Genomic DNA, 24,294 nt, shown 5'->3' with positions numbered 1-24,294 from the left:
GTCGGACGGGCGACGGACGCGACGGCCACGAGACCGTCCTCACCGGCTCCCGTGGCCGCGGCTCCGGTCGCGCGTGTTTTGAAAGGCTTAACTGACGTCCGGGCAGAACACCAAGTAACCGACCTTTTCGGGGCGATCACTGATGACCGATCACACAACCACGGACACCCTTCGGACGCCGATCGTCGCCGTGCTGGGCCACGTCGATCACGGCAAGACCAGCCTGCTCGACAAGATCCGCGGCTCCGCCGTCAGCGAGGGCGAAGCCGGCGCGATCACCCAACACATCGGGGCGACCGACATCCCGCTCGACACCATCTCGGGGATGGCGGGCGAACTCATCGACCCGACCGACTTCGATCTGCCCGGTCTCCTCTTCATCGACACGCCGGGCCACCACTCCTTCTCGACGCTGCGCGCCCGCGGCGGCGCGCTCGCCGACATCGCGGTGCTCGTCGTCGACGTGAACGACGGCTTCCAGCCGCAGACGGAGGAGGCGATCGACATCCTCAGACGCACCGGCACCCCCTTCGTCGTGGCCGCCAACAAGGTGGACACGACGCCGGGGTGGAACTCGCAGGACGGCCAGCCGATCCAGCGGAGCCTGGAGGCGCAGTCGGAGCGCGCCGAGTCGCGGCTCAACGAGAACCTCTACGAGATCATCGGCCAGCTCTCCGACGCCGGCTTCTCCGCGGACCTCTACTGGCGCGTCCAGGACTTCCAGAAGAACATCGGCGTCGTCCCGCTCTCGGCGGTCACCGGTGAGGGGGTCCCCGACCTGCTCACGGTGCTGATGGGCCTCTCACAGCGGTTTATGAAAGAGGAGATGGCGATCGACGTCTTCGGGGCGGGCGAAGGGACGGTGTTGGAGGTGAAAGACGAGCGCGGGTTCGGTGCCACCATCGACACGGTCGTGTACGACGGCGTGGTGCACAACGGCGACCAGATCGTCGTCGGCGGGCAGGAGGAGCCGATCGTCACCGAGATCCGGGCGCTGCTCCAGCCGCGCCCCCTCGAAGAGATCCGCACCGAGAAGAAGTTCGAGAAGGTCGGCGAAGTCGGCGCCGCCGCCGGCGTGAAGATCGCCGCGCCCGACCTCGATCGGGCGATGGCGGGCGCGCCGGTGCGAGTCGTCCGGGATCGTCCGGTCGAGGACGTCATCGAGGAGGTGAAAGCCGAGCTCGCGGAGATCGAGGTGGACACCGCCGAGGACGGCGTCGTCGTCAAGGCGGACACGCTCGGCTCGTTGGAGGCGATGGCGAACGCGCTCCGCGAGGCCGAGGTCCCCATCCTGCGCGCGGAGGTCGGCGACATCGCGCCGCGCGACATCGCCGTGGCCGAGACCGCGAACCAGGACGAACATAAGGCCATTCTCGGGTTCAACGTCGACCTGCTCGCGAACGCCGAGACGGAGCTCGAAAACGCGGACGTGAAGCTGTTCACCGACGAGGTGATCTACCAGCTGATCGAAGACTACGAGACGTACGTCGAGGAGAAACAGCGCGCCCAACAGGAGACGGTCCTCGACAAGGTCGTCCGGCCCGCCCGCTTCCGCATCCTCCCCGACCACACGTTCCGCCAGAACGACCCGGCGGTCGTCGGCGTCGAAGTCATCTCCGGGACGGTCCAGAACAACCGCAACGTCGGGTACTTCGAGGGCAACGAGTTCGAGCGCGCCGGACAGCTCTCCGGGATCCAGAAGCAGGGCGACGACGTCGACGAGGCGCGCGCCGGCGAGCGCGTGAGCATCGCCATCGACGGGCCCACGGTGGGCCGGGACATCGAAGAGGGGGACACCCTCTGGACCGAGGTCCCCGAGAAGCACGCCAAGATCTTAGAACAGGAGCTGAAAGAGGAGATCACGGCCGACGAGCGCGAGGCGCTGTCGGCGTACTTGGAGACCAAGCGGAAGCGGGACCCCTTCTGGGGGAAGTGACGGCCGCGGCGTCTCGCTTACTCTGTCGTCGGCGACTCACGGATCGGATTCCGTCGCGTGTCCCACCACTCGCGTGGCGGTCGCCTTCCACCGGATCGCTACCTCGTCACCGATGCCCAGGTCCAACCGCTCGGCGCTCTCCGCCGTGATCAACACCCGAAACGGAACCCCGTCCACCGCGACCCGAACCGTCGACACCGTCTCGCCCGCGTCGACGCCGACGACCTCGCCGCGCAGCCGGTTTCGGGCGCTCGTCGCATCCGGATCGACCCGCTCGCCTCGCTCGTAAATCGTCACCGCGTCCGCGCCGACCCGCACCTGCACGGCGTCGCCGACGGCCGTCTCGCCGTTGAGCCCGCGAACCGTCCCGACCGCGGTGTCGATGACGGCCAGCTCGCCGTCGACCGCCTCGACCGTCCCGGCCAGCACCGTCTCGGGCACCCGCGCGGTCGCGGCCAGCACGGCTTGGAGGCGATCGTACCGGTCGAGGAGGGCGCGACCGTCGTCCGTCAGCCGACTGCCGCCGCCGCCCGAGCCGCCGCGCCGGCGGTCGACGAGGGTACCGAACGCCTCCTCCAGCGCCCCGATCCGCGAGAGGGCGCGGGCGCGGGAGCGCCCCAGCTCCGAGGCCGCGCCCGCGACCGACCCCGCCTCGTGCACCGCCCGGAGGAGGGTGGCGTCGCGGCCGTCGAACTCGACGCCGTCCTCGATGAGCACGGCCCGGCCGCGTCCCGCGGCACCGCCGCCGTCGGTCTCGTCCATGGGCGACCGGAGGACCCGGGACCTGTTGGTACTTTCGTCGGATTCGACGGCGAGAGGGGGCCGAACCACATGACAAAAGTTATATCCGAGTTCGGTCCGCGGTTGTATCTATGCCGATACAACGACGGCAGTTTGTGGCTGCGCTGGGCGCCGGAGCGATCGCGAGTACGGCTGGCTGTTCGTCGCTCGGCGGCGGGGAGAGCGAGGCGGCGGGCGTTTCGGGGGAAACGCTCACGCTCACGACTACGACGAGCACCTACGACACGGGGCTGCTCGACGCGATTCACACCGACTTCGAGGAGATGTACGGCGTGACCGTCGACGCGGTCGCACAGGGAACCGGCGCGGCTCTGGAGTCGGCCCGCAACGGCGACTCCGACGTGGTGATGGTTCACGCCCGCGGGCTCGAAGACGAGTTCATGCGCAACGGGTACGGGGTCAACCGTCGCGACCTGATGTTCAACGACTTCGTGATCATCGGGCCCGAGAGCGACCCGGCGGGGATTCAGGGGATGGGCTCCGCCACGGAGGCGCTCACCGCCATCGCCGACGCCGAGGCGCAGTTCGTCTCCCGCGGGGACAACTCCGGCACTCACACCAAGGAGCTGAACCTCTGGGAGGCGGCCGGCACCGACCCCGGCGGAGACTGGTACCAGGAGACCGGCTCCGGCATGGGTGAGGCGCTGAACATCGCGAACCAGCAGGGGGCGTACACGCTCTCCGACCGCGGGACGTTCATCTCGCAGCGCTCGGAGATCGACCTCACGATCCTCGTACAGGGTCCCATCGAGGGCGGCCCGGAGATCCTCGCGAACCCCTACGGGATCATGGCCGTCAACCCCGGCGTCCACGACAACGCCAACTACGACCTCGCGATGGCGTACATCGGGTGGATCACCAGCCCCGGTGTTCAAAGCTCCATCTCGGAGTACCAGGTGAACGGGGAGCAGCTGTTCTTCCCCGAGGCCGTCTCGGAGGACCCCGACTTCCAGCAGTACGTTCCGGAAGGCTGGAGTAGCGATTCGTCCGACGAGTAAGCGTGCCACTCGAACCAGTCGTACCGCTGCTCCCGGAGGTACTGGGCGGTCCGACCCACCACCACCTCCCGCTCCTCCTCGATCTCTCGTTCAGGGAGGGGTACGTCCGGAGCATCATCTACGTCTCGCTGTATGTGAGCCTCACCGCCGTGGCGCTGAGCACCCTGTTCAGCGTCCCCGTCGCCATCCTGGTCGGGTTCTCCGAGTTCCCGGGTAAGCAGTTCGTGAAGTCCGTCGTCAACACGGGGATGGGCTTTCCGAGCGTGGTCGTCGGCCTCCTGGTCCTCTTCGCGGTCTCAAACCAGGGGCCGCTCGGGTCGTTGGACCTCGTGTTCACCAGAGAGGCGATGATCATGTCACAGTTCGTGCTCGCGACCCCGCCGATCACGGCGATCACCCTCGCGGCCGTCTCCGGGGTCGACGACGGGGTCCGCGACGCCGCGCGGGCGCTCGGCGGAACCCGCCTCGACGTCGCCCTCGTCGTGTTGAAGGAGGCGCGATACGGTATCGCCACCGCGATCCTGGCCGGTTTCGGTCGCGCCGTCAGCGAGGTCGGCTCCGTGCTCATCGTCGGCGGAAACATCACGGGCGCGGACGGGATCTCGAAGACGCGGACGCTGACCACCGCGATCCAACTCGAGGCGCGGCAGGGCCAGTACGAGACGGCGATGGTGCTCGGAGCGGTCCTCGTCGCGCTCGTGTTAACCGTCAACGCCGTGGTCGTCCACTTCGGTGACGAGGGGGTGGCGGGGTGATGCTCCGCGCGACCGCCGTCTCGCAGTCGTTCGGCGGCGAGCGGGTGCTCGACGACCTGTCTATCGAGGTGGACGCCGGCGAGGTGCTCGGGGTCATCGGCCCCTCCGGCGTCGGCAAGACGACGCTGCTTCGGACGCTCGCGCTCTCGCTAGAGCCGGACGAGGGGAGCGTCACGCTCGAGGGGACCGACGTGTGGGCCGCCGGGGAGGCCGATCGGCTCGCCCTGCGCCGGCGGGTCGGGATGGTGTTCCAGGAGGCGAGCCTCTTCGACGGCTCCGTCGGCCACAACGTCGAATACGGGATTCGGGTTCGGAAGCCGTGGAGCGACCGGATCGCGGCGGCGGTGGGGCTCGCGGGCCCCCCCGACGCGGTTCACGAGTCGCTCGACGTCGTCGGGATGACCGACAAGGTGAACCAACACGCCGACTCGCTGTCCGGCGGGGAGGCACAGCGCGTGTCGTTCGCCCGCGCGCTGGCGTACGACCCGGACGTGCTGCTGCTCGACGAGCCGACCTCGGATCTCGACCCGCGAAACACCGCCGTCATCGAGGAGGCGATCGACGAGGCCCGGAACCGGGGTATCGGCGTCGTGGTGGCGACCCACGACATGCACCAGGCCGAGCGCGTCGCGGACCGCGTCGCGGTGCTGCTCGACGACGGCGTCACGGAGGTCGGCCCGACCGATGTCATCTTCGACGACCCGACCGACGAGCGCACCCGGAAGTTCATCTCGGGCGAGCTGGTGTACTGAGGGGGGCGCGCGGAGTCAGTCGTCGCCGTCGATCGCGACCCCGAACTCGATCTCGACCGCGTCGCCGGCGGCGGCGTCGCCCGCGTCGACCACGTCGTCGCCGGCGGCGAAGCCGGCGTGGAGGTGCTCGTAGGTGCGGTCGATCGCCTCCACGATCACCTTCGTGTCGCTCGTGACCGGCATGAAGTTCGTGTCGCCGTCCCACCGCGGGACGACGTGGGTGTGGAGGTGGTCGACCGAGCCGCCGGCGGCCGAGCCGCCGAGGTTCTGGCCGGCGTTGATCCCGTCGGGGTCCACGTCCCGGCGCAGCGCCGCGAGCGTCGCCGTCTTTAGCTTCGCGTGGTCCAGCAGCGTCGCGTCGTCGAGGTCCGTCGGGTCCTCGTGATGCTCGCGGGGGATCACCATGGCGTGGCCCGGGTTGTACGGCGCGTTGTTCAACAGGACGTAGTTGCGCTCGCTACGGGCGACGATCCGCGCGTCGCGGGCGTCCTCGCGGTCCGGCAGCACGCAGAACGGACAGCCGTCGATCGGGTCCGCGTCGCGCTCGACCCACTCGATCCGCCACGGCGCGTAGATCTGGTCCATCAGCCGTCGAAATCGTGGATGCCGGCGGTCGTCACCTCGACGCCGTCCTCGGTGATCAGGAGGGTGTGTTCCGCCTGACTCACGAGCGCGTCGTCGGCCTCCTTCAGGACCGGGTACCCCTTCACCGCGTTCGCCTGCTTCAGCCGGCGCAGGGCCATCCCCACGCGGTCGCCCTCCACCCACCGCGCCGCGAACGGGAGGTCGTCGAACGCCTCGATCTCCTCTAAGGCTTGGCGCGCGCGGCGGTCACGGACGCTCGCGTCGCCCTCGCGCTCGAAGATCTCCTCGTCGGTCCCCTCGCCGACCTTCCCCCGGCCGTCGGTGGCGAACGGCTCGATCGCGACCGCCTGTCCGGGCTTCAGTTCGACCGAGCGGTCGACGCCCCGGTTCGGGACCGTCGGGCCCGTGTGGGCGTCGTAGCGCTCGACGCCGTGCCCGGAGAGGTTCAGCACGGGCGTGTAGCCGTACCCGCGGATCACGTCCTCGATCGCCTGTCCGACGACGCCGACCTCGACGCCCGGCCCGGCCTCGTCGACGGCGGCCTCGAGCGCCATCTCGGCGGCCTCGACCAGCTCGGGGGTCCCCGTGTGATCGACCGTGACCGCGGCGTCCGCGATGTAGCCGTCGACGTGAACCCCGACGTCGAGACACACCATCTCCTCGCCGAACTCGGTGTCGTCGTCGCGTCCCGGGGTGGCGTGGGAGGCCTCGGGGTCGACGCTGATGTTGACGGGGAAGGCGAGCCCCGCGTCCTGCTCCCGGATGAAGTCCTCCGTCCACTCGGCGACTTCGAGGTGGGTCCGCCCGGGCTCGACCATCTCGCGGGCCTCGTTCATCGCCTCGACCAACACCGCACCGGCCTCCCGGTAGCTCTCGACCGCGTCGTCGTCCAGGGGTCCGTGGCTCATGTTTCCGGATTCGGCGACGGACCGCAAAGAGGTTGCGGAGGGAGTTCGCTGACCGGCGCGCGTCGCCGGCTCCCCGAAGGGCCCGAGCCGGTCGGCGGAGCGGCGTTAGTTGTCGGCTCGCGGGTGATGTCCGGGTTGCCGTTCGGTTCCGTCCGCGTATTCGTCGTCGGCCGCCGCCTCCGCTTCGGCGGCGGCGCCGTTGGGTGTCGGGAGCCACATCGTGATCAGCGTCCCCGTCGGCTCGCGCGTGTGGATCTCCAGCTCCCCGCCGGACTCGGTGACGATCCAGTGGACGAGCCAGAGACCGAGCCCGCTCGCGTGTTCGAGCGCCGTCTCGCGGGCCTCAGAGAACACGCTCCGCTCGACCGGCGGGATCCCGGGGCCGTTGTCCGCGACGGCGATCCGGTACCCGTCGTCGTCACGGTCGACCGACACCTCGACGATCGGCTGGTCTCCGTTGTTGTGGACGACCGCGTTCTCCAACACGTTCCGGATCGCGGACTCCAACAGCTCGTCCGCACACACGACTGCCGCGCCCGGCGTCGACACGGTCACCGTCGCCTCCGGGAACGACGACTCCAGCGACTCACAGAGCCGCGTCACAAGCACCGACAGGTCGATCTCCGCGCGCGCGCCGTCGCTGTGGAGCGCGACGTCGATCTCCCGGGCCTGGTTGCTGAGGTGGGTCAGCGTCTCGACTTTCCGGTCGATAACGTCGAGGTAGTTATGCCCCTCGTCGTCGTCGACGTGGTCGCGCAGCACGTCGGCGTACCCGCCGATGACGTTGGCGTCGTTCTTCAGGTCGTGTCGGAGGACGCGGTTGAGGACCTGGAGCCGCTGTTCGTACCGCCGGTTCTCGCTCACGTCGGTGGCGGTGATCACCACCTCTTCGGTGTCTTCGAACAGGCGCTCGATCACCGTCTCGAACTGGCGCCAGTTCCCGTCCGCGTGCGCGATTCGGTGGTCGAGCGACTGCTGTTCGTCGGTCTCGAAGGCCTGCTCGAACGCGCGCTGTGCCTCCCGCCGGTCGTCGGGGTGAACCAGATCGACGACCGGCCGCCCTTCGACCTCCGCGGGCGCATGGCCGAGCAGCCGCTCTATCGACGGGCTCACGTATCGGACGAGGCCGTCGGTTCCGCAGACGGCGATGACGTTGGGCGACTTCTCGATGAGCGCCCGGTAGCGGCGCTGGAGGGTCTCGCGCTCGGTGACGTCGCGAAACAGGAGGACCGTCCCGCCCGCCGTCCCACCGGTGCCACCCCGCCGCCCGGCGGCGATCGAATGGGCGGCGACGGTCAGGAAGCGGGGGTCCGAATCCCCGTCGAGGGTCACTCTGAGGTCGCTGTTCGGCTCTCCCGGGGCGTGGTCGAACCGACTCGCCCCGGCGGCGCCGGTCGACGACACGAGGTCGGCCACGCCGGGCGCGTCCTCGAACACCTCCTCGACGCTGCAGCCAATCGCGGCGGACGGGAACAGCCGCCGGGCCGGCTGGTTCATGTCGACGACGCGGCCGTCGGCGTCGACGACCACGACGCCGTCGGAGATGTTCGAGAACACCGCGTCGCGGGCGACCGGCGAGAGGTCGAGGAGTCGGTAGCGGAACACGACCCAGCCGAGCAGGCCGGACGTAACCGCGAACGTGACCGGCGTGAGGTCGACGAACATGGGGCCGATCACCCCCATGACTCCGGCGGCGCCGACGGCCATCGGCGCCACGCCGGCGGCGAACAGCAGCGCGGCTTGGCGCCGGAACACGCCGTCGCGGACGAGCGCGGCGTAGCCGAGCACGCCGAAGGTGAACAGGTTCACGGCGTAGCTGTACGTGATAAAGCCGATGAGCGCCGGCGTCGGCAGGTACTCCAGGACGAGGAGCCCATTCGCGCCGTCCAGCGACGGCGACGTATACAACAGCGGGTCGGCGCCGACGGCGAGCACGCCGCCGACGACGGCCGCGGGAACGAGACAGAGGAGGGCGAAGCGACGCGGTCGGAGCCACGACGTCCAGCCGACGTACGCGAACACGAACGCCGGCCAGGCGACGGCGAGCATCGCGACCCCGACCCAGACGAAGCGGTTCCACAACAGAGCCGCCTCGAGAGACGCCGACGACAGCTGGGCGGCGTAGGCCAGCGACCAGACCCCGCTGGCGACCGTGACCGCGACGAAGCTCCGAACGAGCGACGTCTCTCCGCGTGACCGGTTCCAGAGGGCGTACGCGGCGAAGGAGAACGAGGCGAGCGCCGCCACGAGCAACGGTGCCGTGTACGGCGTCGGTTGCCACTCCATCGGTACCATCTCCATGGCAGTGCCAGATAAAAAGGAACCGGACCAAACGTCCTAATACCCGGGCCAAACCACGGGACGTATGCTCAACCCCGGCGATCCGGCACCCGACATCACGCTGTCCGACCACCACGGAGTCACAGTCACCGTCGACCCGTCCGCGGCGCGGTACACGGTCGTCTACTTCTACCCGCGGGCAGACACGCCGGGGTGTACCGCCGAGGCCTGTAGCTTCCGCGACGAGTGGGACGCCTTCGAGGGCGCCGACATCGCCGTCGTCGGGATCAGCGACGACCCCGTCGAGGACCTCGAACCGTTCGCCGAGGCGTACGACCTCCCGTTCACGCTGCTTTCGGACCCCGACGGCGAAGTCGCGACGGCGTACGACTCCTACGGCGAGAAGCAGATGTTCGGCAACACCTTTGACGGCGTGTTCCGGAACACGTACGTGCTCGGCTCGGACGGGACGATTGCGCTCGCATACGAGGGCGTCTCCCCCGAGGACCACGCGGTCGAGATTCTCGACGACATCGCCGCGCTGGACGACTGAACCGGCGTGCGACGCGCGTCCCTCCCGTTGAATCTCTCGCGGGGAGTCAACGATCTCCTGCGAGATGACGGGCACGTGGCCGGCACCGTCGATGGGGACCCGTCACCGCATAACACAAGCCCCGGTTTGAGTGTCAAGTACGTATAACACGACGGCGGGAGTCTACCCCTGCATGGACCGACGCGACCTCGCCGTTGGCCTGCTGATACTCGTCACCGTAGTCGTCGCTTCCTTCGCCGTCGTCACCGTGTGGTCTGGCCCGTCCGGGCCCCTCGCGGCCGATCAGACGTATCCGCCCGGAGCCGACGCGGATCGCCTCAACTTCTCGGCTCTCGATGCCGGCGACGCCAACCTCACGCACACGCCGCGGAACCACTGGGACTCGTACGCGATTCGCTACACGGCACCCCCCGAGCGTCGACTCGTGGAAGGGGAGTACTACATCAACTCCACGACGGGAGAAATCGTCGCCGACCGCTGGCACGACGCCACGGTGTATCGCAACGGGACGGAGTACGCGTTCCGCCAGCCCGCGGAGAGCATTCCCGAGCACCAGCGCGAGCAGTTCGCTTCGGATCCCCAGTTCGTCCACGACGACGCGACCGACGCGTACTATCGGTACGACCCACGGTACGGACGGATCGCCCCCACGAACATCGGTCGGCATCCGACGCTCCTCGACGCGTACGCGTGGGAGGCGGTCGACACGACGACTCATCACGGCGTCCCGGTCATCACGTATCGAGCGACCGGGACACGTGCGGACTCCCAAGGGGCACCGGTGATCAACGGCACGCTCCGACTCGGCGTCGACGACGGCCTCATCTACGGGTACGACCTCACACAGGACGCGGAGGGGGGACCGTATCGCTACACGTACAGCGTGGAACCCGCTCCGTTCCCGGAGCACGAGTGGGTGGAGACGGCTCGAGACCTGGCGGCGAACACCACGGAGCGGAGGTGATCGGACCTCTGACTTTGTCGAACTCCGCCGATTGATCGGAGTGGCTTGCCGAATACAGAGGATGTAGTCAGCAAGCTCTGTATTCATCTCGCTCTGAGCTCGGAGGTCCAGCAAGTGTTTAACAAGGGCTCATAGAAATTTGGGTATATGACGGAAACTGGAGAAGAGCCTGAACACTTCGTTCAGAAGGAGGTGAGCTTGAGCTATACAGCAAAACTGGTAGATGGCGATCTCGAATTGACATCCTCCCCGCGCTGAAGCGCGAGGATTCCCACAGCACCGTGCCGTTGGGTTGGGATATTGTGGTTTACGACGTGACTTGTTCTTGAGGTGCGAACGCACCAGTTTCCTTGTCAAACAAGAACGTCGATGGCTGTGCCAACCAGCCGTTACTCCTATCATCGCTATCCGTAGCGAGAGTCGGAGATACTTTCTGCCGAATGTTCTCAGCACCGTTCACGTCTGCGTTCGCCACTGTACCGCACTCATCGCAAACATACAGTCCCCGTTCAACACGGTTGGCTTTCTGTTTCCGGCCACAGCACGAACACGACTTCGATGTGTCCCGCTCAGACACGTCCTCAACCGTGATGCCTTCTATCTCAGCTTTGTATTCGAGGAGGTCTGTGAACCGGTCGAACGCCCACGAGTGCAAGTCAAGATTACCGTGCTTACCCCAGTCCTTTGACTCGCTGTTCTCCTCATTCTCCCGGATGCCGGAGAGATCACCCACCACGATAGTCCCAATTTCCTCGTCAACACACCGCTGGACGATATGCTTCGAGAGGGTGTGGAAGTAGTGGGTGCGGCGGGCCGACTTCTTCTGATTCAGCTGGGTGGCCTGATCGGAGTTCGAGTCGTCACACCGAGCGATTCGCTTGCTGAAGTAGTAGTCATCCTGTTTCAAGCAGTTCAGCGGGTACAACTCGCTGTGGCGGTCTTCATAGGCGAGTGCGGCGAAGTTGTTGATACCCAGATCAACACCCACCGTCTTCTCACCAGGGGCTTCATCCACGTCGATTTTGACCTTACAGACGAAGTGTAGCTCCCACTCGTCGCCCGCCCATACAATCTTGACTTGTTGGACGTTCTCCACGGTGGAGAGGTCAACGTCGGGGCGAGTTTGGAACTCACACAGTACAACATCTGACCAATACTCTTTCAGGTTCGATCCTTTCGAGAGTCGGACTCGATCGTACTGTGTGTCGAGTTTGAAGCCTTTCTGCTTGAACGTGACCGTCGAACGCGGGTGTTCGGTGCCGTGTTTGCGGTAGCCAGGCGGGTTCGCTTTCGTGGCTCCGTTACGTCGTTTGCCGTACCAGCCGTTGAACGCCTCAGCGAGTTCTTGAAGGACTCGCTGACTTGACTGCGAATGCAGATCACCATAGCGTTCGTGGCTCTTGAGGTACGCGGTGAGTTCGTTGTGATTCGGGATGTGGTCGATCGCTGACCACACTCGATCACAGACCCACCGTCCGACGTTCCAGAGTTTACTGGCGGCAAACCCGAGCGAATCAAGATCGTCAGACACCTGCGACTGATTCCGAATTACCCTATAGACTCTGTCTGCGAACGTATCTGCATGACTAGCTAAAGCGTCTGTTTGTTTCTGGACATCTCCTTTATACCACCCGTCCAAATCACATATATGAACAGGAGAACATATCTGTCTGCGGCGAGCGTGACCGTGGTGTCTGTCCTCGGAGGTTGTTCGGCAGTGATAGGAGAATCTGGTAATGTCCGTGTTGATGACACGACACAGCGAGAACAGACGTATGAATTAGACCTACAGAAGGGCGATACGGTGAGAATCATCGTTGGGATACGGAAAGGGTCTGGTGGAGAAGTTGCTCTATCTCATGACTCCCAAGAAGTTCTCTCAAAGGCGTTCGAAACGAAGCAGACGTTTGAGCGTACAATCACAGTTAACGGTGTTCACGAACTCTCAGTGAGGCCATCCGAATCTACGGTGATAAGTATAAAAGCTGTACTGAGCGATTCCTAATTCTGTCTCTCAGCGGACAGACCACTGACCGATTTGCGCGCCGTATTCAGCGCGGTCGCAACGACCGATCAGCTGCTGGGTGGCAACTAAGCCCAAACGGCTTAGAATAATCCCCCGACGCGAGCGAGGATCCGCGGCACTTCCGTGGCGATCGCGTGCCGCTTCAACAGCGCGAACCCCGTGACGATGACGGCGAAGCCGACGACCGTCAGCGGCGTCACGGGCTCCGCGAGCAGCACCGCGCCGGCGACGGTCGCGACCACCGGGACGACGTAGGAGACGAGGTTGATCTCGAACGCGCCCAGCCGGTCGAGCAGCGTGAAGTAGATGGTGTACGCGACCGCCGAGGACAGCACGCCGAGGAACAAAAGCGATCCGACCGCCGGCGGCTCCGCGACCGGAAGCTGTTGCGTTTCGCCCAGTCCGACGCTCAGCCCGTGGATCAACAGGGCGCCGAACAGCATCGCCCACCCCGTGAGCGCGATGCTGGAGAAGCTCGTCTCCACGGTGCGGAGCCCGACGCTGCCGACCGCGACCGCCATCACGCCGACCGAGATGAGCCCGACGCCGATCGTGACGCCCCCGGCGAGGTTCGCGGGGTCCGGCTGGGCGACGAGCCCGACGCCGACGAACGCCAGCACCACGCCGAGGGTGCCCCGCGCGTCGAGGTCGGAGCCGCCGATCCAGGCGGCCGCGACCGCGGCGGTCGCGATCGGAACGAGGCTGTACGTGATCGAGGCGATACCGCTCGTCGTGTACTGCTGGCCGATGAACAGCAGCGAGTTGTTGGCGGCGACGGAGAGCCCCCCGCTGAAGCCGATCGCGGCCAGGTCGCCTCGCGTGCGCGGGATCGGGCCCGACTCGGTGAGGAGGACGTACGAGACCAACACCAGCGCGGCCACGTCGAACCGATACGCGGCGTACAGTACGGGCGGGTAGTAGTCCAAGCCGACCTCGATGGCGACGAAGGAGCCGCCCCACAGGAAGGCGAGCGTGAAGAACAGGACGACGTCTCGGTACCGGGACACGGACGGGAGAACGGCGACCGGGGATAAAGCGGTGTTCGTTGCGGACGGCGCCGCCGGAACGGCGCCCAGCGACAACTCGCCGGGCCACTCAGTAGCCGCGGACGATCAGGTAGTCCGCGAGATCGGCCAACAGCTCTCGGGACCCGCTTTCGGGGAGGATCTCGAGGTGTTCTTTCGACCGCTCCGTGAGGTCTTCGGCCGTCTCGCGGGCGTACGCGATCGACCCAACGTCCTCTAGGGCCGCCACCGCGTCGTCGATGGCCTCCTCGGTCACCTCGGCGGGGGTGTCGGCGTCGACCAGCCCGTCCACGTCGACGCCCTGTTGGCGAGCGTGGAGGGTGATCAGCGTCTCCTTCCCCTCCACGAGGTCGGAGCCGCGCTGCTTGCCCAGATCCTCGGAGGGGACGGTGAGATCCAGCACGTCGTCCTGGATCTGGAACGCGCGCCCCGAGTCGATCCCGTACTGGTAGAGCGCGTCGACGACCTCGTCGTCGGCGCCGAGCAGGACGGCGGGCGTCGCGGCCGAGGCGCCGTAGAGGACCGCGGTCTTCAGCTCGACCATCTCCAGATACTCTTCCGGAAGGATGTCGTCGCGTGACTCGAAGGAGACGTCGAGCGACTGCCCCTCGCAGATCTCCGTGCAGGTGGACGCCAACATCCGCATCGCCTCCAGCCCGTTGGCGGGGTCCGCGCCCGTCTCCGTCATGAACTCGAACGCCTTCGAGTAGAGCGTGTCTCCGGCGAGGATGGCGGTCGAGGTGTCGTACTTCTCGTGGACGGCCGGGACGCCGCGCCGGAGCTCGTCCTCGTCCATGATGTCGTCGTGGATCAGCGTGAACGACTGGATCACCTCGATGGCGACCGCGGCGCGCATCACGTCGACGGTGTTGCCGTCGAGGGCCGCGAACTCGCGGAAGTCGGCGCTCATCGGCTCAGCGCCGGTCACCGCCTCCGCGGCCAGCGTCGTCACCGTCGGGCGGAGCCGCTTGCCGCCGGCTTCGAGGATGTATCGCGTCGCCTCGTAGAGCCGCTCCGGGTGCTGTACCGGCAGCTCCTCGTCGATAGCGGCGTTGACGAGGTCACGCCGCTCGCGGATGGCCTCCAGCACCCGCGCCTCCTTCGTCTCGCTCGTCATTCGACGAGTTGGATAACGCTCCCGTTCTGCGTGACGTGCACGTCACGTCCGAGCTTGTACCCCTGAGACTTCGCGAGGTCGACGTACGGCGAGCGACCCTTCAGCGTCTGGTGGCCGGGGATGAGGTGCTGGGGCTGGAGCGCCTGCAGCATCTCGTAGTGGCCCTCCTCGCGGAGGTGACCGGAGACGTGGATGTCGTCGTAGAGGCGCGCGCCCTGCATCCGGAGGAGCTGCTCGGACTGGTAGCGCTGCCCCTCGTTGGTCGGCTCCGGGATGACGCTCGCGCTGAAGACGACCTTGTCGCCGTCGTCGATTTCGTACGGCGTCTCGCCGCGGCCCATGCGGGTGAGCATCGCGCGCGGCTCGCCCTGGTGCCCCGTCACGATCGGGAGGAAGTTCCCCTTCCCCTCCTTCATGATGCGCTTGAACGCGCGGTCGACGGACTTGCGGTGGCCGTACATCCCGACGTCGCCCTGGAAGTCGACGAAGTCGAGCCGCTCGGCCGTGCCCGAGTACTTCTCCATCGAGCGGCCCAGGAGGACCGGCTGACGGCCGATCTCGCGGGCGTACTCGACGAGGGTCTTCACGCGGGCGATGTGGGAGGAGAACGTGGTGGCGATGATGCCGCCCGAGTAGTCCTCCATCGACGTGAGGGTGTCCTCGACGTGCTTCTTCGCGTACGCCTCCGAGGGCGTCCGGCCCTTGCTGCCGGCGTTCGTACAGTCCTCGATGTACGCGAGGACGCCCTCGTCCTGGCGGCCGATCTCGCGGAAGCGGTCCATGTCGATCGGGTCACCGATGACGGGCGTGTGGTCCAGTCGCTTGTCGAGGCCGTAGACGATGGCGCCCTCGGGCGTGTGAAGGACCGGGTTGATCGCGTCGATGATCGAGTGAGTGACGTTGACGAACTCCATCTCGACCTGCTCGGAGTCGCCGATGGCCATCGTGCCGCCCGCCTTCATCTTCACGAGGTCGTTGTCGACCTGGAACTTCCCCTCGTCGTCGATCTGCTGTTTGACCAGCTCGATCGTGTACGGGGAGCCGACGATGGGGGCGTCGTACCGGTGCGCGAGCTTCGGAATGCCCGCGATGTGGTCGAGGTGACCGTGGGTGGGGACGATCGCCTGCACGTCGCCCTCCAGCTCGCTCATGACGCGGTCGTCCGGGATCGCGCCCATGTCGATCAGGTCGAGGCTGTGCATGCTTTCGGTCTCCACGTTGTCGTGGATGAGGACCTTACTGAGGTTCAGGCCCATGTCGAAGATGACGATGTCATCGCCCGCTCGGACCGCCGTCATCTGTCGACCGACCTCTTCGTAACCGCCGAGTGTCGCAATTTCGATTTCCATGATTGTCGAGTTGGAACGCCCTTGATCGGCGTCCGGCACTGGTTCCCCGCAAGGAGCCGTCTGCGCTACGTCCTACCGCGCGTCGTTGAAGGCCCCGCTACGGCCGAGCCGACGTCGTCGACCCACCGTGTCCCGCGGGAGTGTGGTATCCCTCGCTACTCCCGCGCACATTAAAAACACCCGGGTTCGGCCGCGCCGGCTCGCGTCCGCGCCCCGCAAAGCGTTTGGGCCTCTCGGTCGAAGGCTCGCCGATGACAGACGTTCCCCGCCGCCGCGCCCTCCTCGCAGCCGCGTCCGGCATCGCCGCGCTGGCCGGCTGTTCCGGCAGCGAGACCGCGACGAACAGCCGTCCGAACCGAGAGCGGCCGATCGACGACTACGAGATCGAAACGGTCCGCGACGAAGACGGCCGCGCGCTGGTCACTACGGGCGACGCGCTCCCGGAACTGTCCGCCGACGAGCGGGCGCGCCAGCGCCGCAGCGCGCGGCGCGTGTTGGTCGCCGAAGAGAACCTCGCCGAACTCACATTCGCCGAGACGCCCCCGGGCGAGACGCTCCGGTCGTTCTGCGCCGAGACGGAGTTCGACGCCGAGTCAGTGTACCTGCTCGCGATGCCCGTCGAAGCCTGCTACGAGATCCGGTTCCGGTCGGTGGCCGTCGAGCGCGACGAACTGGCGGACGACGACCTCCACCCCCGCGCCGACTTCTGCCAGACCTACCGCCCAGCGGACGTCGAGTGCAGCGCGGACGCGATCCACACCGCTGGGTTCGCGATCCGGCTCCCCGTCGCGGCCGACCGCTCCACCGGGAGCGGGAGCGGGATGTCCGGCTCGTGTCGACGGTCCGACCTCCCGACCGTGTTCAACGGATCGGTGGCCCCTGCTAACGGAGGTGGGGACGCGTGACCCGGTCGGACCCCTCCCGGCGTCGGTTTCTCGCGGGGATCTGCGCGGCCGGCGCGGCGACGCTCGCCGGCTGCTCCGGCCTCCCGTTCGGCGAGGAGTCGCCCAGCGACGAGGCACCGGTGTCGCTCTCGAGGGACGACATCGCGGCGATCGAGCGGCCCCCGTCCCCGTTTCCCGCGACGGTCCCGGGATCGATCGCGGACGCACACGAGAGCCGCGCCCGCGAGCTGCTCGACGCCGTCCCGGCCGACCCGTCGGTTCCGAACGCCGCGGTCGTCGCGAAACTCGAACGCGACCGCGAACGGGCCCTCGGTCGCCTGGATCGCGACCCGACCGGCCCCTCCCCGATCGACGCGCTCGGCGCGTGGCGCCGCCGCCGGGAGGACGCCGCAGCGGTCCGGGGTGCGTATCGGGCCGCCACGGGCGGCGACGACGGCGCGAGCGTGGCCCGGCAGCGGCAGGCGGTGCGGGAGGAGCGCGCGGCGCTCGCCGCCGACCTGACGTACCGAGCCGGATCGCCGGCGACGGCGGTGCTGGCGTACGAGCCGATCGAGTCGCTGCTCGCGGAGTGCGAACGCCACGTCCGCCCCCGCGAGACGTACCCGAGCGATCCGGTCGCCGAGCCGTTTCGCGCCGGCGAGGCGGTCGGCGCCGTCGAGCGCGCACGGGCGGCGATCGGAGACGCCCTCGCGATCCGCGAGGCGCACCTCGGCGGACGGGACGACGCGACCTCGCGGTGGACGTCGCTCGTCGCGGCCGCGGACGGGCTCGAGGCGTCCGTGAACCGTACCCGCGGGAGCGTTCTGCGCGGTGATCGCGGGCCAGCGGACGCGAGCGACGAGGACCTGAGCGGAACGGTCGCACAGGAGCTGATCGCCATGACCGACATGCGCGTCGAGTCGGCGGTCGAGGACACCGTGGAGGCGACCGACCGCGGCACGTACGCCACGGCCGTGATCGAGGCCGGTACCGCGCTGGCCGCGATCGAGGCGTCCCGGGCGGTCAACTCCGGAATCCGCGACGGCGGGTACCGCGAGGCACCGTCCGCCTCGTCGATTCGGTCCACCTCGGAACGCGTCCGCGAGGCCGTCCGCGAGGCGACCGGCGGCGGGGATCCGCTGGCGATCCGGTTCGTTCGTCCAGCCGTGGAGACGGTCGCGCTCGCCGCCGATCGGATCGAAGAGGGGTACGGATCGCCCGGCCGAGCGCAGGCGGAGCTGACCTACGCCGACCTGTACGTCCGCGCCGTGCCGGCCGCGACCGAGTTCGTGCGCGAGCGGCTCGACTGAACGACCACCGTCGGTTCGCGTTCGTCTCGGGGGCGTTCCGGGTCGCGTCCCGGTATTTTTATTACCGCGACGGGCGGCGATACGGACAATGAGTGGACGACCCCTCGACGTGCTCGAAGCGTCGCTCGAGGAGCCGGTGACGGTTCACCTGAAGGACGGGACGACATACTACGGCGTCCTCGCCGGGTACGACCAGCACATGAACGTGGTCATCGAGCCAGAGTCGGACGTGGGCGACCGCGTCGACGGCGACCTCGACGGCGAGTTCGCGGTCGCAATCGAAGACACAACGATTATACGCGGCGATAACGTCGTCACCATCAAAGCATGACCGGCTCCGGAACGCCCTCTCAGGGGAAAAAGAACAAGACGGTTCACGTGAAGTGCCGCCGCTGCGGCGAGAAATCCTACCACGTCAAAAAGGAGCGCTGCTCCTCGTGCGGCTTCGGCGACTCGCCGTCCCGTCGCGACTACGCCTGGCAGTCGAAGTCCGGCGACAACTGACGACCGCGCTCTCTTTCGACGCTTCGTTTTCACTCCTTTAGCGGTCGCGCCGTTCCGAACAGTTCGGAGTCACTTTTCGTCCCCGACGAGACCGTTGGGAGCCGGCGACTACCGCGAGCGGCTCCGATCGCCCGGCTGCGGCGGGTTCCGGAACAGCCCGTCGATCATCGGTACGCATCCCGCGAGCGCTACTCCACGCGCTCGCGGGCGGCGGCGACGAGCATCGGCAGCATGACGGTCGCGTCGCCGTACACCGAGGCGTTCCGCGCGTCCTTCTCTAACTTCCCCCACGATCGAGCCTCCTCTAAGGTCGCTCCGGAGAGCCCGCCGGTTGCCTCCGGATCCATCGTGATCTGGACCGCGTAGTCGTAGGCGCGCGGCGTGACGAGCATCGTCTGGAGCGTGAAGTTCTTCGGAACGCCGCCGCCGACGAGCAGACAGCCGGCGTCGTCGGCCTCGAACGCGAGGTCGGTCAGCGCCGTCATGTCGTCGAGGGCGTCGAGCGTGAAGTCGGCGGTCTGGGCGTACATCCACGCCTGTAACCCGAGCACGGAGTCCTGCACGGCGGGGCAGTAGATGGGGACGTCACACTCGTAGGCCGCGGCGGCGACGCCGGGGTCCTCGGCCACGTCGTCGCGCTCGTTGACCGCGGCGTTCGCGCGGCCGAGCTCGCGCGTGAGGTCGGCGATGCCGACGGCGCCGGTGCCCGCTCCGCGCTCGCCGTCGTCCGGGTCAGCCTCCAGCGCCGGGAACACCTCCTCGCGCAGGTGCCCCTCGAAGGCGGCGAAATGCTCCTGTGGAAGGTAGACGTTGTAGATGCGATCGACGCCCTCGTCGCGGAGCCCCTCGTCGTGCTCGCGGAGGCTCTTCTCCGGGTCGTGGGTCCGCCCGTGGTGGTGTTTCCCGCCGATGGCCTCGATGGCGTCGTGGGTCAGGTTCGCCCCCGTCGTCACCACGGCGTCGACGTAGCCGTCGCGGATGAGGTCGGAGACGATCCGGCGCATTCCGGCGGGCACCATCGCGCCCGCCAGCGAGAGGAACACGGTGCAGTCGTCGTTCGCCCACATCTCCGCGAGTACGTCGCCCGCCTCGTTGACCGAGGCCGCGCCGATCCCCGCGTCGCCGTACCCCTCGACTAACTGTCCGACGGTCATGTCGGCGGTCGCACGGGTGTGGCCGACCGGGTCCTCGTGGAACTCCTCGCGGGGTGGGTCGCCTCCGGCGTCGTCCGTGTCGTGGTCGGCGTCGGATGTGCGTCCGTCGTCGCTGTCGCTCATAGCGAGAGGTGCGGCGCGCGACCGTTTGAAACGACCGATCCGTCGACCGCGCTACCGCCCGACCTCACCCCCGCTCACCGGGGGGAACAGCGCCAGCTCGTCGCCCGCTTCGAGGGGCGCGTCCATCCCGTCGCCGTGACGGACGTTCTGGCCGTTCCGAAGCACGTTGATGTGCTCGGCGACCTCGCCGTCGTCGAGCACTCGATCGCGGAGGTCCGGGTGCGCTTCCAACAGCGCGTCGAGCGCGTCCCCGACCGTGTCGCCCGGCTCCGCCGCCACGCTGATCTCGCGTCCGCCGGCGATCTCCGCGAGGTCGGCGAACAGCTTCCACTGCATACGTGGATCCCCGCGCGGGCGGCTCAAGAGCGTTGCGCCCGGTCGGCATCGTCAGGGCGGTCCGTCTCCTCGTCGTCCGTCTCCTCGTCGGCCGAACGACCGGGTTCGGTGCCCCCGTCCGTCGGGACCGCCCCGGCTCCCGCCGCGGCGGCCGCCTCGATCCGACGGATCGCGTCCGGACGGCCGACGAGGTACACGAGGTCGCCGGCGCCGAGCGCGTACGCGCGTCGCGGGATCGGCTGGACGGAGCCTCCCTCCGGGCGGATCGCGGCGACGACCGCTCCCACCTCGCCGACGGTGCTCCCCTCGAGATCGCTCCCCGCCTCGACGGTGACGGACGCCATCGTCTCGTCCGCGTTCCGCAGCAGGGAGGCGAACTCGCGGTCCGCGTGCGGCTCCGCCGGGAGCGTCACCAGCCGGTACCCCTCCTCGTCGGTTAGCCGCTCGGCGTCCGACTCGTCGAGCGCGACGGTGACGGCGTCGTCGGCGACCCCCCGCAGCTCTCCGGTCGCGACGCGCTTCGGCTCCGGCTCGTCCCGCCACAGCTGGACCGTGTCGCCGACGGTGGCGGTGTTCGGCGGGTCCGCTGCCACCGCGATCGCGACCGATCCCGGCGCGAGCGTCGGGCCGAGTCCGGCGGCGCGGGAGCCGACCGCGAAGTACTCGACCGTCCCGTCGGCGTCGAGGTCGACGTCGACGTAGCCGACGCCGTACTCCTCTTTGAGCCGAGCGACGAGCCGATCGCGGAGCTCCTCGGTCGAAAGCTTCCGCGGGAAGAGCAGGGTCGTCTCCGCGAGTTCCGCCTTCTTCTCCGGCGAGACGGGGTCGTACGTGTCCATGTCCGCGATCGCGTCGGCCGCCGGGAGCGTCACCGCCGTGAACCGGCCGACCGCGCGCACGACGCCGCTCAGCTCGCCTTCGAGCTGTTTGGCGCCGGAGAGCGCGAACACGTCGACCGCGAGCCGGTCGCCGACGTACCGACCGACGGGCGCCATCACCGCCGCGACGCCGAGCGAGACGAGGTTGAAGAACACGCTCTCGGGCGCGAGCAGCGCCGGGTTATCCCCGACCGCGACCGACCCCAACGAGGTCGTGTTGAGGTACAGCGCCACGACCGAGATCCCCAGCAGACTGGTCACCCCTTCGGGGATCTCCGTACGGAAGTACCAGCGGTAGGCGAGCGCCGCGGTCGCCGCGACGAGCACGGCGACGACCACGAACGTGACGAGGGTGACTGCCGCCTGCCGCGGCCGCGCGAAGCCGACGTCGGCGGCGGTTGCGGCGATGGCGCCGACGCTCGCGGGGTCCGCGCCGACGGCCGCGGCGACCGCGGGCGTCACGCGGCCACCTCTGCGAACCGGTCTATCGCGTCGCGGCTCCCGACGACGAACAGCTCGTCGCCCGCCGACAGCGGCTGCGACCCGCTCGGCGCGATCGTCCACGAGTCGTGACGCGCCGCGAGGACCGCCACGTCGTACGCCTCGCGGACCTCGGCCTCGCCGATGGTGTGGCCGTCCAACGGTCCGCCGGCGACGACCGAGACCTTCCGGAACCGCTTGCCGGTCCGGCGCAGCAGCGCCGTGAGTTCGTACTCCCGGCGGGTCCCTCGCGACAGCACCAGCACGCGCCCCCGGTCCACACCTAGGAGCGCCGTCGCTTCGGACCGGTCGACGGCGACCGTCACCCGTCCCTCGCCGCCGGTCGTCGTGGGCGCGGTCGCCGCCGGGGGAGAGGGGACCGCCGCCTCGCCGCCGTCGGTCCGGAGGTCGTCGTCCGGCGTCGGATCGTCGCCGCCCGCCGGCTCGGCGGCCACTCCCGGTTCCGGCTTGCCACTCGATCGGGCAGCGAGCACGGCCCCTTCGACGACACGGTCCGGGGTGATCACGCGGACCACGTCACCGCGGGCGATCCCGGTCGGCACGAGCGCCGATACTGACACCGCGCGCTTGCCGGCCGGCACCCGCTTCGAGAGCGCTCCGGTCGGCGGCGCGGCCGCCACCGTCGCGCGCGCCTGCTCGTCGATCCGGACCGCCACGTCGGAGAGGTCGAGCTCGGTCTGCAGCCGCTCCGCGAATCGGGCTTCGAGCTCACCGAGCGGGAGGTCCGCCGGGAAGGTCCAGTCGCCGTCGAGGATCGCCTGGCGCGTCTCGGCCGGCAGCGGCGGATACCCCTCCATGTCGCTGACCTCCCCGGACACCTCGACGGAGACCCGTCCTCGACCGCCGACGAGTTCGATCACGTCGGTCGAGAGCGTCCGGTCGCGGAGCTGTTTGAGCGAGATCCGCTTGGGGACGCTGGCGCCCAACCGGTCCCCCTGTGCGTGGGCGTACAGCGAGATCATCAACACGACGACGATCGCCGTGAGAATCGCCGGGGCACGCTCCGACGATCGGATGGTCTGGTCGTTGAGCGCCAGCAGCCCGCCGTTGATGCCGGCGATCGCGAGCGACAACACGACGACCCCGAGCCCGGGAATCGTCACGTCGGTGACGTACTTAAAAACGAACCCGAGCACCCCGGCGACCAGCGCCGGGACGATCCCCGTGATGATGCCGAGGTAGATCCCGAAGACGATCTCGACGGGAAGTGACATACGCCCCTCAACCGGCGGCGGGGTTAAACGTGTGTCGCCACTTGCGGGGTGACCGACCGAGGCTCCCGTTCCCACGCAGAACGGGCTCGTTCCGGCTCGCGGGGTTTAAGTTCGGCGTCGGCGACGAGCCACCATGGAGCTGACCCGTGATTGGGTGACCGTCCGGGCGTCCATTCTGTTGACGTTCGCGGTCGCGGTGCTGTCGATCCTCGCCGGCCTCGCTCAGATCGGCGGGCTCGGTGTCGACGGTCCGCTCTCCCCGCACGTCCCGGAGGTCGTCCGACAGACCGTCGGGTTCACCGGGACGATCACCGGCTTCGCGATGTTCGGGAGCGGGTTTGCGCTGCGGAACGGCTACCGCGTCGGCTGGTACTCCACGGCCGTTCTGCTCCCGTTGACCGCGCTTCAGGGGCTGATGCAGGCGTCGGTGTTGTCGTTCCCCTTAGTGGCGCTGTCGGTCGTCTCGATGCCGGCGCTGATGTACAACCGGCGCCGGTTCGACAGGCACTTCTCGCCGTCGCCGACCCAACTCGCGGCCGGCGCGGCGCTCGTGACGGCGATCTCGTACGGAACGGTCGGGACCTACGCGCTCAGCGACCAGTTCGAGGGGGTCGAGACGATCGTCGACGCGTTCTACTTCACGGTCGTCACCGCCTCGACCGTCGGATACGGCGACGTTCACCCGGCGAGCGGTCCCGCCTCCGACATCGCGCAGCTGTTCGTGCTCTCCTCGCTCGTGATGAACGTCGCCGCGTTCGCGGTGGCGCTCGGTGTCCTCCTCACGCCCGCCATCGAGGCGCAACTCTCCAAGGCGCTCGGAAAAATGACTGACAAACAGATCGACCTCCTCGACAACCACGTCCTCGTGCTCGGGTACGGGGACCTGACCGAACCGATTCTCGAAGAACTCGACGCCCGCGACGGCACCGAGTACGCCGTCGTGACGACCCACCAGACCGCCGCCCAGCGGCTCGCGGACCACGACGTTCCGGTGCTCACCGGCGACCCGAGCGACGTCGAGCCGCTCGAACGCGTCAACCTCGAGGGCGCCCGCGCGGTTGTCGTCGCGACCGAGGACGACGCGCGCGACGCCCTGGCGATCCTCACCGCCAGACAGCTCAATCCCGACGTGCGGATCGTCGCGGCGGTGACCCAGCGGGAGAACATCAACAAGCTCCGCCGAGCCGGCGCGGACCAGGTGATCTCGCCCACGACGCTCGGCGGCCACATCCTCATCGACTGCGCCTTCGGCGCGGACAGCGCCGACGCGACGACCGACCTCCTCGGCGACGCGATCGACGACGTGGAAGAGCTCGACGACGACTGATCGCGGGGGCTCTG

At 68.2% G+C, this 24,294-nt stretch carries 24 protein-coding genes; 12 read left to right on the top strand and 12 right to left on the bottom strand.

Annotated elements, in window-relative coordinates:
* Positions 1–142: 142 nt before the first annotated feature.
* Complete coding sequence (gene infB / locus ACT4MF_RS04025; RefSeq protein ID WP_099256757.1) at positions 143–1,936, top strand: translation initiation factor IF-2; 1,794 nt, start codon at positions 143–145, stop codon at positions 1,934–1,936.
* 36 nt (positions 1,937–1,972) lie between these two features.
* Here the strand turns inward: infB and ACT4MF_RS04020 are convergent, their stop codons facing one another.
* Positions 1,973–2,698 carry a TOBE domain-containing protein gene (locus ACT4MF_RS04020; RefSeq protein ID WP_444681803.1) on the bottom strand — a complete coding sequence of 242 codons (726 nt, stop codon included), beginning with the start codon at positions 2,696–2,698 and terminating at the stop codon, positions 1,973–1,975.
* 110 nt (positions 2,699–2,808) lie between these two features.
* Between ACT4MF_RS04020 and ACT4MF_RS04015 the strand changes: the two genes are divergently transcribed.
* From ACT4MF_RS04015 to ACT4MF_RS04005, 3 genes are read left to right on the top strand one after another with little or no spacing between them, the layout of a single operon-like run.
* Positions 2,809–3,735 (top strand): ABC transporter substrate-binding protein, encoded by a 927-nt coding sequence (locus ACT4MF_RS04015; RefSeq protein WP_099256760.1) that lies wholly within the window; start codon positions 2,809–2,811, stop codon positions 3,733–3,735.
* Between the two features lie 41 nt (positions 3,736–3,776).
* On the top strand, positions 3,777–4,490 hold the full coding sequence (locus tag ACT4MF_RS04010; protein WP_099256774.1) for an ABC transporter permease: 714 nt from the start codon (positions 3,777–3,779) through the stop codon (positions 4,488–4,490).
* Positions 4,490–5,242, top strand: a complete 753-nt coding sequence (locus ACT4MF_RS04005) for an amino acid ABC transporter ATP-binding protein (protein WP_099256762.1) — start codon at positions 4,490–4,492, stop codon at positions 5,240–5,242. Before ACT4MF_RS04010 ends, ACT4MF_RS04005 begins: the two co-directional genes overlap by 1 nt.
* A 15-nt stretch (positions 5,243–5,257) precedes the next feature.
* Here ACT4MF_RS04005 and ACT4MF_RS04000 read toward each other — a convergent pair whose 3' ends face one another.
* From ACT4MF_RS04000 to ACT4MF_RS03990, 3 genes are all read right to left on the bottom strand, one after another.
* A complete protein-coding gene (locus tag ACT4MF_RS04000) occupies positions 5,258–5,827 on the bottom strand; it encodes an HIT family protein (RefSeq protein WP_444681802.1) in 570 nt (189 codons plus the stop codon).
* Entirely contained in the window at positions 5,827–6,735 is a 909-nt protein-coding gene (gene map, locus ACT4MF_RS03995; RefSeq protein WP_444681801.1) for a type II methionyl aminopeptidase, read from the bottom strand. The genes ACT4MF_RS04000 and map overlap by 1 nt, the downstream gene beginning before the upstream one ends.
* Before the next feature lie 105 nt (positions 6,736–6,840).
* Positions 6,841–9,021 (bottom strand): histidine kinase N-terminal 7TM domain-containing protein, encoded by a 2,181-nt coding sequence (locus ACT4MF_RS03990; protein WP_444681800.1) that lies wholly within the window; start codon positions 9,019–9,021, stop codon positions 6,841–6,843.
* A 79-nt stretch (positions 9,022–9,100) separates the two neighbouring features.
* Between ACT4MF_RS03990 and ACT4MF_RS03985 the strand changes: the two genes are divergently transcribed.
* A complete protein-coding gene (locus tag ACT4MF_RS03985) occupies positions 9,101–9,568 on the top strand; it encodes a peroxiredoxin (RefSeq protein WP_444681799.1) in 468 nt (155 codons plus the stop codon).
* Positions 9,569–9,740: 172 nt separating this feature from the next.
* Positions 9,741–10,532, top strand: coding sequence for a hypothetical protein (locus tag ACT4MF_RS03980; protein ID WP_444681798.1), 792 nt, complete (start codon positions 9,741–9,743; stop codon positions 10,530–10,532).
* 307 nt (positions 10,533–10,839) lie between these two features.
* Here ACT4MF_RS03980 and ACT4MF_RS03975 read toward each other — a convergent pair whose 3' ends face one another.
* Positions 10,840–12,081: an RNA-guided endonuclease InsQ/TnpB family protein gene (locus ACT4MF_RS03975; RefSeq protein ID WP_444681831.1), complete on the bottom strand. Its 1,242-nt coding sequence runs from the start codon at positions 12,079–12,081 to the stop codon at positions 10,840–10,842.
* Between the two features lie 99 nt (positions 12,082–12,180).
* On the opposite strand from ACT4MF_RS03975, the gene ACT4MF_RS03970 reads away from it, so the two are divergent.
* Positions 12,181–12,537 (top strand): hypothetical protein, encoded by a 357-nt coding sequence (locus ACT4MF_RS03970; protein ID WP_144050476.1) that lies wholly within the window; start codon positions 12,181–12,183, stop codon positions 12,535–12,537.
* Positions 12,538–12,638: 101 nt separating this feature from the next.
* Here the strand turns inward: ACT4MF_RS03970 and ACT4MF_RS03965 are convergent, their stop codons facing one another.
* From ACT4MF_RS03965 to ACT4MF_RS03955, 3 genes are all read right to left on the bottom strand, one after another.
* Positions 12,639–13,565 (bottom strand): DMT family transporter, encoded by a 927-nt coding sequence (locus ACT4MF_RS03965; protein WP_444681797.1) that lies wholly within the window; start codon positions 13,563–13,565, stop codon positions 12,639–12,641.
* A gap of 88 nt (positions 13,566–13,653) precedes the next feature.
* A complete protein-coding gene (gene idsA3, locus ACT4MF_RS03960) occupies positions 13,654–14,700 on the bottom strand; it encodes a geranylfarnesyl diphosphate synthase (protein WP_099255615.1) in 1,047 nt (348 codons plus the stop codon).
* Positions 14,697–16,049 (bottom strand): ribonuclease J, encoded by a 1,353-nt coding sequence (locus tag ACT4MF_RS03955; protein ID WP_099255614.1) that lies wholly within the window; start codon positions 16,047–16,049, stop codon positions 14,697–14,699. Before ACT4MF_RS03955 ends, idsA3 begins: the two co-directional genes overlap by 4 nt.
* 251 nt (positions 16,050–16,300) lie before the next feature.
* On the opposite strand from ACT4MF_RS03955, the gene ACT4MF_RS03950 reads away from it, so the two are divergent.
* From ACT4MF_RS03950 to ACT4MF_RS03935, 4 genes are all read left to right on the top strand, one after another.
* Positions 16,301–16,954, top strand: coding sequence for a hypothetical protein (locus ACT4MF_RS03950; protein ID WP_099255613.1), 654 nt, complete (start codon positions 16,301–16,303; stop codon positions 16,952–16,954).
* Complete coding sequence (locus ACT4MF_RS03945) at positions 16,951–18,243, top strand: hypothetical protein (protein ID WP_444681796.1); 1,293 nt, start codon at positions 16,951–16,953, stop codon at positions 18,241–18,243. Before ACT4MF_RS03950 ends, ACT4MF_RS03945 begins: the two co-directional genes overlap by 4 nt.
* Positions 18,244–18,331: 88 nt before the next feature.
* A complete protein-coding gene (locus ACT4MF_RS03940; protein WP_444681795.1) occupies positions 18,332–18,574 on the top strand; it encodes an LSM domain-containing protein in 243 nt (80 codons plus the stop codon).
* On the top strand, positions 18,571–18,747 hold the full coding sequence (locus ACT4MF_RS03935; protein ID WP_008848129.1) for a 50S ribosomal protein L37e: 177 nt from the start codon (positions 18,571–18,573) through the stop codon (positions 18,745–18,747). Before ACT4MF_RS03940 ends, ACT4MF_RS03935 begins: the two co-directional genes overlap by 4 nt.
* A 188-nt stretch (positions 18,748–18,935) precedes the next feature.
* On the opposite strand, the gene ACT4MF_RS03930 is transcribed toward ACT4MF_RS03935, so the two are convergent.
* Genes ACT4MF_RS03930 through ACT4MF_RS03915 form a run of 4 tightly spaced genes read right to left on the bottom strand, consistent with a single transcriptional unit; the run spans position 18,936 to position 22,953 of the window.
* The gene (locus tag ACT4MF_RS03930) at positions 18,936–20,024 is read right to left on the bottom strand and encodes a deoxyhypusine synthase (RefSeq protein ID WP_444681794.1); all 1,089 of its coding nucleotides are present in this window, start codon (positions 20,022–20,024) and stop codon (positions 18,936–18,938) included.
* A 51-nt stretch (positions 20,025–20,075) separates the two neighbouring features.
* A complete protein-coding gene (locus ACT4MF_RS03925; RefSeq protein WP_444681793.1) occupies positions 20,076–20,360 on the bottom strand; it encodes a ubiquitin-like small modifier protein 1 in 285 nt (94 codons plus the stop codon).
* Between the two features lie 23 nt (positions 20,361–20,383).
* Positions 20,384–21,646 (bottom strand): cation:proton antiporter regulatory subunit, encoded by a 1,263-nt coding sequence (locus ACT4MF_RS03920; protein WP_444681830.1) that lies wholly within the window; start codon positions 21,644–21,646, stop codon positions 20,384–20,386.
* 50 nt (positions 21,647–21,696) lie between these two features.
* Positions 21,697–22,953 carry a potassium channel family protein gene (locus ACT4MF_RS03915; RefSeq protein ID WP_099255606.1) on the bottom strand — a complete coding sequence of 419 codons (1,257 nt, stop codon included), beginning with the start codon at positions 22,951–22,953 and terminating at the stop codon, positions 21,697–21,699.
* Positions 22,954–23,086: 133 nt separating this feature from the next.
* Between ACT4MF_RS03915 and ACT4MF_RS03910 the strand changes: the two genes are divergently transcribed.
* Entirely contained in the window at positions 23,087–24,280 is a 1,194-nt protein-coding gene (locus ACT4MF_RS03910) for an NAD-binding protein (protein ID WP_099255605.1), read from the top strand.
* The last annotated feature ends 14 nt before the right edge of the window (positions 24,281–24,294 follow it).

The organism is Halorubrum sp. FL23 (assembly GCF_052439115.2).
Lineage (GTDB): Archaea > Halobacteriota > Halobacteria > Halobacteriales > Haloferacaceae > Halorubrum > Halorubrum persicum.
The sequence above is the reverse complement of the archived record's forward strand: the minus strand, read 5'-3'. Positions and strand labels throughout refer to the sequence as shown.

Excerpts from the sequence above, each read along its gene's own strand:
- idsA3 (WP_099255615.1), bottom strand. The coding sequence starts at position 14,700 with ATGACGAGCGAGACGAAGGAGGCGCGGGTGCTGGAGGCCATCCGCGAG.
- ACT4MF_RS04020 (WP_444681803.1), bottom strand. The coding sequence starts at position 2,698 with ATGGACGAGACCGACGGCGGCGGTGCCGCGGGACGCGGCCGGGCCGTG.
- ACT4MF_RS04015 (WP_099256760.1), top strand. The coding sequence starts at position 2,809 with ATGCCGATACAACGACGGCAGTTTGTGGCTGCGCTGGGCGCCGGAGCG.
- ACT4MF_RS04005 (WP_099256762.1), top strand. The coding sequence starts at position 4,490 with ATGCTCCGCGCGACCGCCGTCTCGCAGTCGTTCGGCGGCGAGCGGGTG.
- ACT4MF_RS03950 (WP_099255613.1), top strand. The coding sequence starts at position 16,301 with ATGACAGACGTTCCCCGCCGCCGCGCCCTCCTCGCAGCCGCGTCCGGC.
- ACT4MF_RS03915 (WP_099255606.1), bottom strand. The coding sequence starts at position 22,953 with ATGTCACTTCCCGTCGAGATCGTCTTCGGGATCTACCTCGGCATCATC.
- ACT4MF_RS03940 (WP_444681795.1), top strand. The coding sequence starts at position 18,332 with ATGAGTGGACGACCCCTCGACGTGCTCGAAGCGTCGCTCGAGGAGCCG.
- infB (WP_099256757.1), top strand. The coding sequence starts at position 143 with ATGACCGATCACACAACCACGGACACCCTTCGGACGCCGATCGTCGCC.
- ACT4MF_RS03985 (WP_444681799.1), top strand. The coding sequence starts at position 9,101 with ATGCTCAACCCCGGCGATCCGGCACCCGACATCACGCTGTCCGACCAC.
- map (WP_444681801.1), bottom strand. The coding sequence starts at position 6,735 with ATGAGCCACGGACCCCTGGACGACGACGCGGTCGAGAGCTACCGGGAG.
- ACT4MF_RS03925 (WP_444681793.1), bottom strand. The coding sequence starts at position 20,360 with ATGCAGTGGAAGCTGTTCGCCGACCTCGCGGAGATCGCCGGCGGACGC.
- ACT4MF_RS03990 (WP_444681800.1), bottom strand. The coding sequence starts at position 9,021 with ATGGAGTGGCAACCGACGCCGTACACGGCACCGTTGCTCGTGGCGGCG.
- ACT4MF_RS03935 (WP_008848129.1), top strand. The coding sequence starts at position 18,571 with ATGACCGGCTCCGGAACGCCCTCTCAGGGGAAAAAGAACAAGACGGTT.
- ACT4MF_RS03910 (WP_099255605.1), top strand. The coding sequence starts at position 23,087 with ATGGAGCTGACCCGTGATTGGGTGACCGTCCGGGCGTCCATTCTGTTG.
- ACT4MF_RS03930 (WP_444681794.1), bottom strand. The coding sequence starts at position 20,024 with ATGAGCGACAGCGACGACGGACGCACATCCGACGCCGACCACGACACG.
- ACT4MF_RS04000 (WP_444681802.1), bottom strand. The coding sequence starts at position 5,827 with ATGGACCAGATCTACGCGCCGTGGCGGATCGAGTGGGTCGAGCGCGAC.
- ACT4MF_RS03955 (WP_099255614.1), bottom strand. The coding sequence starts at position 16,049 with ATGGAAATCGAAATTGCGACACTCGGCGGTTACGAAGAGGTCGGTCGA.
- ACT4MF_RS03980 (WP_444681798.1), top strand. The coding sequence starts at position 9,741 with ATGGACCGACGCGACCTCGCCGTTGGCCTGCTGATACTCGTCACCGTA.
- ACT4MF_RS03970 (WP_144050476.1), top strand. The coding sequence starts at position 12,181 with ATGAACAGGAGAACATATCTGTCTGCGGCGAGCGTGACCGTGGTGTCT.